Origin of the sequence: uncultured Caballeronia sp. (assembly GCF_964243625.1) — a bacterium.
Classification (GTDB): domain Bacteria; phylum Pseudomonadota; class Gammaproteobacteria; order Burkholderiales; family Burkholderiaceae; genus Caballeronia.
The window spans coordinates 1-6,538 of the sequence record NZ_CAXTGZ010000343.1; the positions used below are offsets into that span (position 1 = coordinate 1).

At 58.2% G+C, this 6,538-nt stretch carries 8 protein-coding genes; all 8 read right to left on the reverse strand.

Annotation, left to right across the window (positions count from 1 at the left end; genetic code table 11):
- The coding region (locus tag ACFFAR_RS21050) for an aspartate-semialdehyde dehydrogenase (RefSeq protein ID WP_174363907.1) at window positions 1–513 on the reverse strand (513 nt) is incomplete at its 3' end.
- Between the two features lie 458 nt (window positions 514–971).
- Window positions 972–2,039 carry a 3-isopropylmalate dehydrogenase gene (gene leuB / locus ACFFAR_RS21055; RefSeq protein ID WP_062002463.1) on the reverse strand — a complete coding sequence of 356 codons (1,068 nt, stop codon included), beginning with the start codon at window positions 2,037–2,039 and terminating at the stop codon, window positions 972–974.
- Between the two features lie 29 nt (window positions 2,040–2,068).
- Window positions 2,069–2,719, reverse strand: a complete 651-nt coding sequence (gene leuD / locus ACFFAR_RS21060) for a 3-isopropylmalate dehydratase small subunit (RefSeq protein WP_062002462.1) — start codon at window positions 2,717–2,719, stop codon at window positions 2,069–2,071.
- Between the two features lie 19 nt (window positions 2,720–2,738).
- Window positions 2,739–2,867 (reverse strand): entericidin A/B family lipoprotein, encoded by a 129-nt coding sequence (locus tag ACFFAR_RS21065; RefSeq protein ID WP_174363906.1) that lies wholly within the window; start codon window positions 2,865–2,867, stop codon window positions 2,739–2,741.
- Window positions 2,864–4,273 carry a 3-isopropylmalate dehydratase large subunit gene (leuC, locus tag ACFFAR_RS21070; protein ID WP_174363905.1) on the reverse strand — a complete coding sequence of 470 codons (1,410 nt, stop codon included), beginning with the start codon at window positions 4,271–4,273 and terminating at the stop codon, window positions 2,864–2,866. Before leuC ends, ACFFAR_RS21065 begins: the two co-directional genes overlap by 4 nt.
- 263 nt (window positions 4,274–4,536) lie before the next feature.
- Window positions 4,537–5,637: a polyphosphate kinase 2 gene (ppk2, locus tag ACFFAR_RS21075; protein WP_375508391.1), complete on the reverse strand. Its 1,101-nt coding sequence runs from the start codon at window positions 5,635–5,637 to the stop codon at window positions 4,537–4,539.
- Window positions 5,638–5,695: 58 nt separating this feature from the next.
- Entirely contained in the window at window positions 5,696–5,917 is a 222-nt protein-coding gene (locus tag ACFFAR_RS21080; protein WP_174363904.1) for a DUF465 domain-containing protein, read from the reverse strand.
- 242 nt (window positions 5,918–6,159) lie between these two features.
- Window positions 6,160–6,538, reverse strand: a 379-nt coding sequence (locus tag ACFFAR_RS21085; RefSeq protein WP_375508392.1) for a citrate/2-methylcitrate synthase, incomplete at its 5' end; no start/stop codon positions are given.

The window sequence follows — 6,538 nt, forward strand, 5'->3', positions numbered from 1 at the left end:
CATGTTCTGCGCGCCCGCGCCGGAAGCCGCCTGATACGTCATGGCGGTCGTCCATTCGACCAGCTTGTGATTGAACAAGCCGCCGAGCGCCATCAGCATCAGGCTGACCGTGCAATTCCCGCCGATAAAATTCCGGCCGCCCTTCACCAGCGAATCCTTGATGACGTTCAGGTTCACCGGATCGAGAATGATGACCGCGTCGTCCTTCATGCGCAGCGACGAAGCCGCATCGATCCAGTAACCCTTCCAGCCGGCGGCGCGCAACTTCGGAAATACGTCGTTCGTGTAGTCGCCGCCCTGGCACGTAATGATCGCGTCGCACTTTTTCAGGTCGTCAATACTTGTCGCATCTTTGAGTTTCGTCTCGTTTTTCGCGAACGACGGCGCATTGCCGCCCGCATTGCTGGTGCTGAAAAACACCGGTTCGATCAGGTCGAAATCGCCTTCCTGCTGCATGCGCTGCATCAGGACGCTGCCGACCATGCCGCGCCAACCAACGAGACCTACGTTCATGACTAACCTTTATTGTGGACACTTCCCCGCTTCAGCCAGACCCTCCGCCGGCGTGACCGCGCGGGGAAGATGGGCGGACACGACAGGCGATCAGCGGAACGTGATCGTTTTGAGGGAAATGGTTTTCGTAATGCGTTTGAGGCACGTGACGGTGCTCAAACGCGTAATGGCGAGACGATTCGTGCGGGCGCCTTCAATGCCGCCGCATGAAATCGAGTCCTGAGAGATTTTGGAGATCTTCGCCATAACAAAAGAGTCTACACGATAACCCGCATATTCGTCTCCCGCAGGGAACAAAACACGCTGTTTCGACGTGTTTCATGCGTCAATAGCGACGAATCGAGATGAAATGTCGCGATCGACGGTATCTTGATAACGCGTCGATCGCGAGACGCTTTTCCGCGGGAATTTTTCGCTGATGCATCCAACGGAAAAGCGAGTTGCGGTGCCGAAGAAGCTTAAAGGGCTGCGAGAACCGCGTCGCCCATTTCCTTCGTGCCGACCGTGCGACCGTCCTGCGTGGCGATATCGCCCGTGCGGAAACCTTGTGCCAGCACCTTCTTCACGGCCGTTTCAATGCGGTCCGCCTGCTCCGTCTTGCCGAGCGAATAACGCAGCATCATCGCGGCGGACAGGATGGTCGCGAGCGGATTCGCCACGCCCTTGCCGGCGATATCCGGAGCCGATCCATGCGACGGCTCGTACAAGCCCTTGTTATTTTTATCGAGCGAAGCCGAGGGCAACATGCCGATAGATCCCGTCAACATGGCCGCTTCGTCCGAGAGAATGTCGCCGAACATGTTGCCGGTCACGACCACGTCGAACGCTTTCGGCGCCTTCACCAGTTGCATGGCCGCGTTGTCCACGTACATGTGCGACAGCTCGACGTCCGCATATTCCTTCGATACATCGATCATCACGTCACGCCACAATTGCGACGTTTCGAGCACGTTGGCTTTATCGACGCTCGTCAGCTTCTTCGCCCGCTTTTGCGCGGCCTGAAACGCCACGTGTGCGATGCGGCGCACTTCCGGCTCCGAATAACGCATCGTGTCGAAACCTTCCTTCGCGCCTTCGAACAAGCCATCCGGCGACGAACGCACGCCGCGCGGCTGGCCGAAATAGATATCGCCATTTAGTTCGCGGATGATCAGGATATCCAGTCCGGCCACGATCTCCGGTTTCAGCGACGAAGCTGCCGTCAGCTCCGGGTAGCAGATAGCCGGACGGAAGTTTGCGAATAATTGCAGATGCTTGCGCAGACCGAGAATGGCTTGCTCGGGACGCAGCGCGCGCTCGAGCGAATCGTATTTCCAGTCGCCCACGGCGCCGAACAGGATTGCATCCGATGCCTTCGCCAGCGCGAGCGTCGCGTCCGGCAGCGGATGACCGCTCGCCTCGTAACCCGCGCCGCCGACCGGCGCCTCTTCGATCTCGAACTTCTCGCCGAGCGCGTTCAGGACCTTGACGGCTTCCTTGATGATCTCCGGACCGATGCCATCGCCGGGCAGCACTGCAATCTTCATGGTGTTTCCTTGTCTTTGTTGGTTCGTTTTTAGCGCACGAGGCGGTTATTCAGCCACGGCTGCTTCACGAGGCGTTCGTTTTCGAATTGCTTGATCTTGTCGGCGTGACGCAGCGTGAGGGCGATATCGTCGAAACCGTTCAGCAGGCAGAACTTGCGGAAACCCGGCACTTCGAACGGATATTCCGTGCCGTTGCCCGCCAGCACGACCTGGCGCTCGAGGTCCACTGTGAGCGTGAAGCCGTTGAACGCGTAGGTTTCGTTGAACAGCTTGTCGACCTGGCTGTCCGTCAGCACGATTGGCAGCAGACCGTTCTTGAAGCAGTTATTGAAGAAGATATCCGCAAAACTCGGCGCGATGATCGCGCGAAAGCCGTACTGGTCCAGCGCCCACGGCGCGTGTTCACGCGAACTGCCGCAGCCGAAATTCTCGCGCGCCAGCAAGATCGACGCGCCCTTGTAACGCGCCTGGTTCAGCACGAAATCGGGATTCAGCGGGCGCTTCGAATTGTCCTGGCCGGGTTCGCCGACATCAAGATAACGCCATTCATCGAACGCGTTGGGGCCGAAGCCCGTGCGCTTGATCGACTTGAGAAACTGCTTGGGGATGATCGCGTCCGTGTCGACATTCGCGCGATCCAGCGGCGCCACGAGCCCGCTATGTACAGTGAATTTTTCCATGATCCGTAACCGGTTGGGTTTATTTGGCCGCGTTGCTGATTGCGTTGCCGGTGGCGCGCACGTCCTCGCCGAAGCCGTGGACCGTGTTGCAGCCCGCTGCGCCGTGGACGACACCGATCAACACCAGTAAAGTTGCAACGCGTTTCATGCGAGCTCGCGGATATCGACGAAATGACCTTCGATGGCCGCTGCCGCCGCCATCGCCGGGCTCACCAGATGCGTGCGTCCGCCCGCGCCTTGACGCCCTTCGAAATTGCGATTCGATGTCGACGCGCAACGCTCGCCCGGATCCAGCCGGTCGGCGTTCATGGCGAGGCACATCGAGCAACCGGGTTCACGCCACTGGAAGCCGGCATCGGTAAACACCTTGTCCAGTCCTTCGCGCTCGGCTTGCGCCTTTACGAGACCGGAGCCCGGCACGACCATCGCCAAACGGATATTCGATGCCACGCGGCGGCCAAGCGTCTTCACTACATACGCGGCTGCACGCAAGTCCTCGATCCGCGCGTTCGTGCACGAGCCGATAAAAATCTTGTCCGGCTTGATGGATTGCATCGGCGTGTTCGGTTCGAGCGCCATGTACTTCAACGCGCGTTCGATGGCGTCACGCTTGACCGGATCCTTCTCGCGTTCGGGATCGGGCACCCGGCCGTCGATGGACACCACCATTTCCGGCGATGTACCCCACGTCACCTGCGGCACAATTTCGGCGGCGTTCAATTCCACAACGCGGTCGAATTTTGCGTCGGCGTCGGAGGTAAAACCGCGCCAATAGGTGGCAGCTTGCTCGAACTCCACGCCTTGCGGTGAGAAAGGCCGGTCTTTGAGGTAGTCGATGGTGGTTTCATCGACCGCGACCATGCCAGCCCGCGCGCCGGCTTCGATGGCCATGTTGCAGACCGTCATGCGGCCTTCCATTGAAAGCGAACGGATGGTCGAGCCGCCGAATTCGATGGCATAACCATTGCCGCCGGCCGTCCCGATCTTGCCGATGATCGCCAGCACGATGTCTTTCGCCGTACAGCCGCGCGGCAGCGGACCTTCGACCTTGACGAGCATGTTCTTGCTTTTCTTTTGCAGCAGCGTTTGCGTGGCGAGGACGTGCTCGACTTCCGACGTGCCGATGCCGTGCGCCAGCGCGCCGAACGCGCCGTGCGTGGACGTGTGCGAATCGCCGCAAACGATGGTCATGCCCGGGAGCGTCGCACCTTGTTCCGGCCCGATGATATGCACGATGCCCTGCCGCAAGTCGTTCATCTTGAACTGCGTGATGCCGTAGGCGTCGCAATTGTCATCGAGCGTATCGACTTGCAGCTTCGAGATCGGATCCGCGATGCCGTGCGAACGGTCGGTCGTGGGCACGTTGTGGTCCGACACAGCCAGGTTCGCGCTGATGCGCCAGACCGGCCGCTCGGCCAGCTTCAGGCCTTCGAACGCTTGCGGGCTCGTCACTTCATGCAACAAATGACGATCGATGTAAAGGATGGACGTGCCGTCGTCCTCGGTGTGGATCACATGTGAATTCCACAACTTGTCGTAGAGCGTCTGGGCCATGGTCTTTTTGACGGTTGTAACTGCGGGGTATGTTTTTTGGTTTGATGATTATGCCACGCAGATCGGCGCATTGCGCTGCCACTCGGGGAAAAACCGATATAAAACATGGGGTTAGGGTGGTAGTTGTGCTACCTGTATGGGGAATACCGGGCTGCATGGAACCCTTCGACGCTGCGCAGGCGGATATGAATAATCAGCCGCCAATGAAAAAGGGCGATAACGCTATCTGCGCTTTCGCCCGCTTACCTTGCACTGCCAGTTATTTACAACGCCCGCCCCACGATCAACGGATCAACCGTCCCGATTGCCCGCATATCGCGGTTCGTGTACGGCAGTTTATGCAACACATGGCGCATTGCATTAAGCCGCGCCCGTTTCTTGCAATCCGATAAAACCACCGCCCAAGGGCAATCGGCCGTATCTGTTTGCGCGAACATCGCTTCTTTCGCTGCGGTGTATTCGTCCCATTTATCCAGCGATGCCAGATCGACCGGGCTCAGTTTCCACTGCTTGAGCGGATGAATCTCGCGCTCCTTGAAACGCCGGCGCTGCTCATCCCGGCTTACTGAGAACCAGAACTTGACCACGTGGATTCCGCTACAAACAAGCTGGCGTTCAAACTCCGGAACCTGCTGCATGAAATCGTTATATTCCTGGTCCGAGCAAAAACCCATCACGCGCTCTACGCCGGCGCGGTTGTACCAGGAACGATCGAACAAAACGATTTCACCCGATGTCGGTAGATGCTGCACGTATCGCTGGAAATACCATTGGCCGCGCTCGGATTCCGACGGCTTTTCAAGCGCAACGACGCGCGCACCGCGAGGGTTCATGTGCTCCATGAACCGCTTGATGGCGCCGCCCTTCCCCGCTGCATCGCGTCCTTCGAATACGATCACCAGACGTTCGCCCGTCTCCCGCACCCACGCCTGCAGTTTCAGCAGTTCCACCTGCAGCGCATACTTCTGCTTCTCATACCCGCGCCGCGACATCAGATTCCGATATGGGTACCTTCCCGTGCGCCAATTCCGCGCCAACTCGTTGTCAGGATGACGCGAGGCACGTGTTTGCCACAACGCGGGATCACCCTCGAGCATGATGCTACGGAACGTCGCGGCCTCATCGGGTGAGAGACCGCTCATCAAGCTCTTGATGGTCTCCATCAGCGCGGCCGGATCATGCGTGGCGCTGGTCGACAGCACATGCTGTACGGTGCTTGCAATGTGTTCATTGGCTGCATCGATACCGCGGCTTGTTTCATCGATCTGCGCGGCGCGCGGCGTGCTGGTCGGCAGTACGTCGCCGCGCGCAACGTTTCTTACGGCTGAGTCGCGAGCATCGAATTTGTCGTGCTGTGATGTCAAAGTCTTTTCCTTATAACCAGGTGCCCCGAGTGTCCAGGTCGTTCGGGGCACTCCTTGCTCAAGCTGGCGTAGCAGCCTTTTTCAAGACGACATAGATCTTGTCCTTCAGCAGCAACTTTTCCTTCTTGAGCGTTTCGATAGAACGTCCATCCGCCGGCGACGGCCCGTTCTCCATGTTCTTGATCTGATGGTCCAGTTCGTTGTGACGCTGGAACAGCCGGGCGAAATGCGCGTCTTCGGTTTTGAGTGTGGAAATCAGGTCGCGGAATTCGGGAAACATTGGAAGCTCCTCAAACAAGATGCGGGTAATACCCGCAGGGTCAGTAAGCCCGGATATCTTGGCATTACTACACAATTCGGATGTTGATAAACATCGTGTTCGAGTGAGTTTTGGCCCGGGCAAGTTGTGTTTAAGGTGAGACGGAGCGGGAGCCGGGGCGAGCGTAGCGATACCGCTCCGAAATGCAAAAAGCCCCAGCGGATGCCCGCTGGGGCTTTGTTCAAACAACTGGCTTATGCAACTTAACGCTTGTCAATCGCCTTCGCTTCACGCGGCGTATCGCCGATGAACAACTGACGCGGACGGCCAATCTTCTGTTCCGGATCAGCGATCATTTCGTTCCACTGCGCGATCCAGCCCACGGTACGCGCCATTGCAAACACGCACGTAAACATAGCGGTCGGAATACCCAGCGCGCGCTGAACAATACCCGAATAGAAATCGACATTCGGATACAGCTTACGCGACACAAAGTACTCGTCTTCCAGCGCAATCTTTTCCAGCGCCATTGCAAGCTTGAACAACGGGTCATCGTGCAGACCCAGTTCTTCCAGCACTTCATGGCACGTTTCACGCATCAGCTTCGCGCGCGGGTCGTAGTTCTTATAAACGCGATGCCCG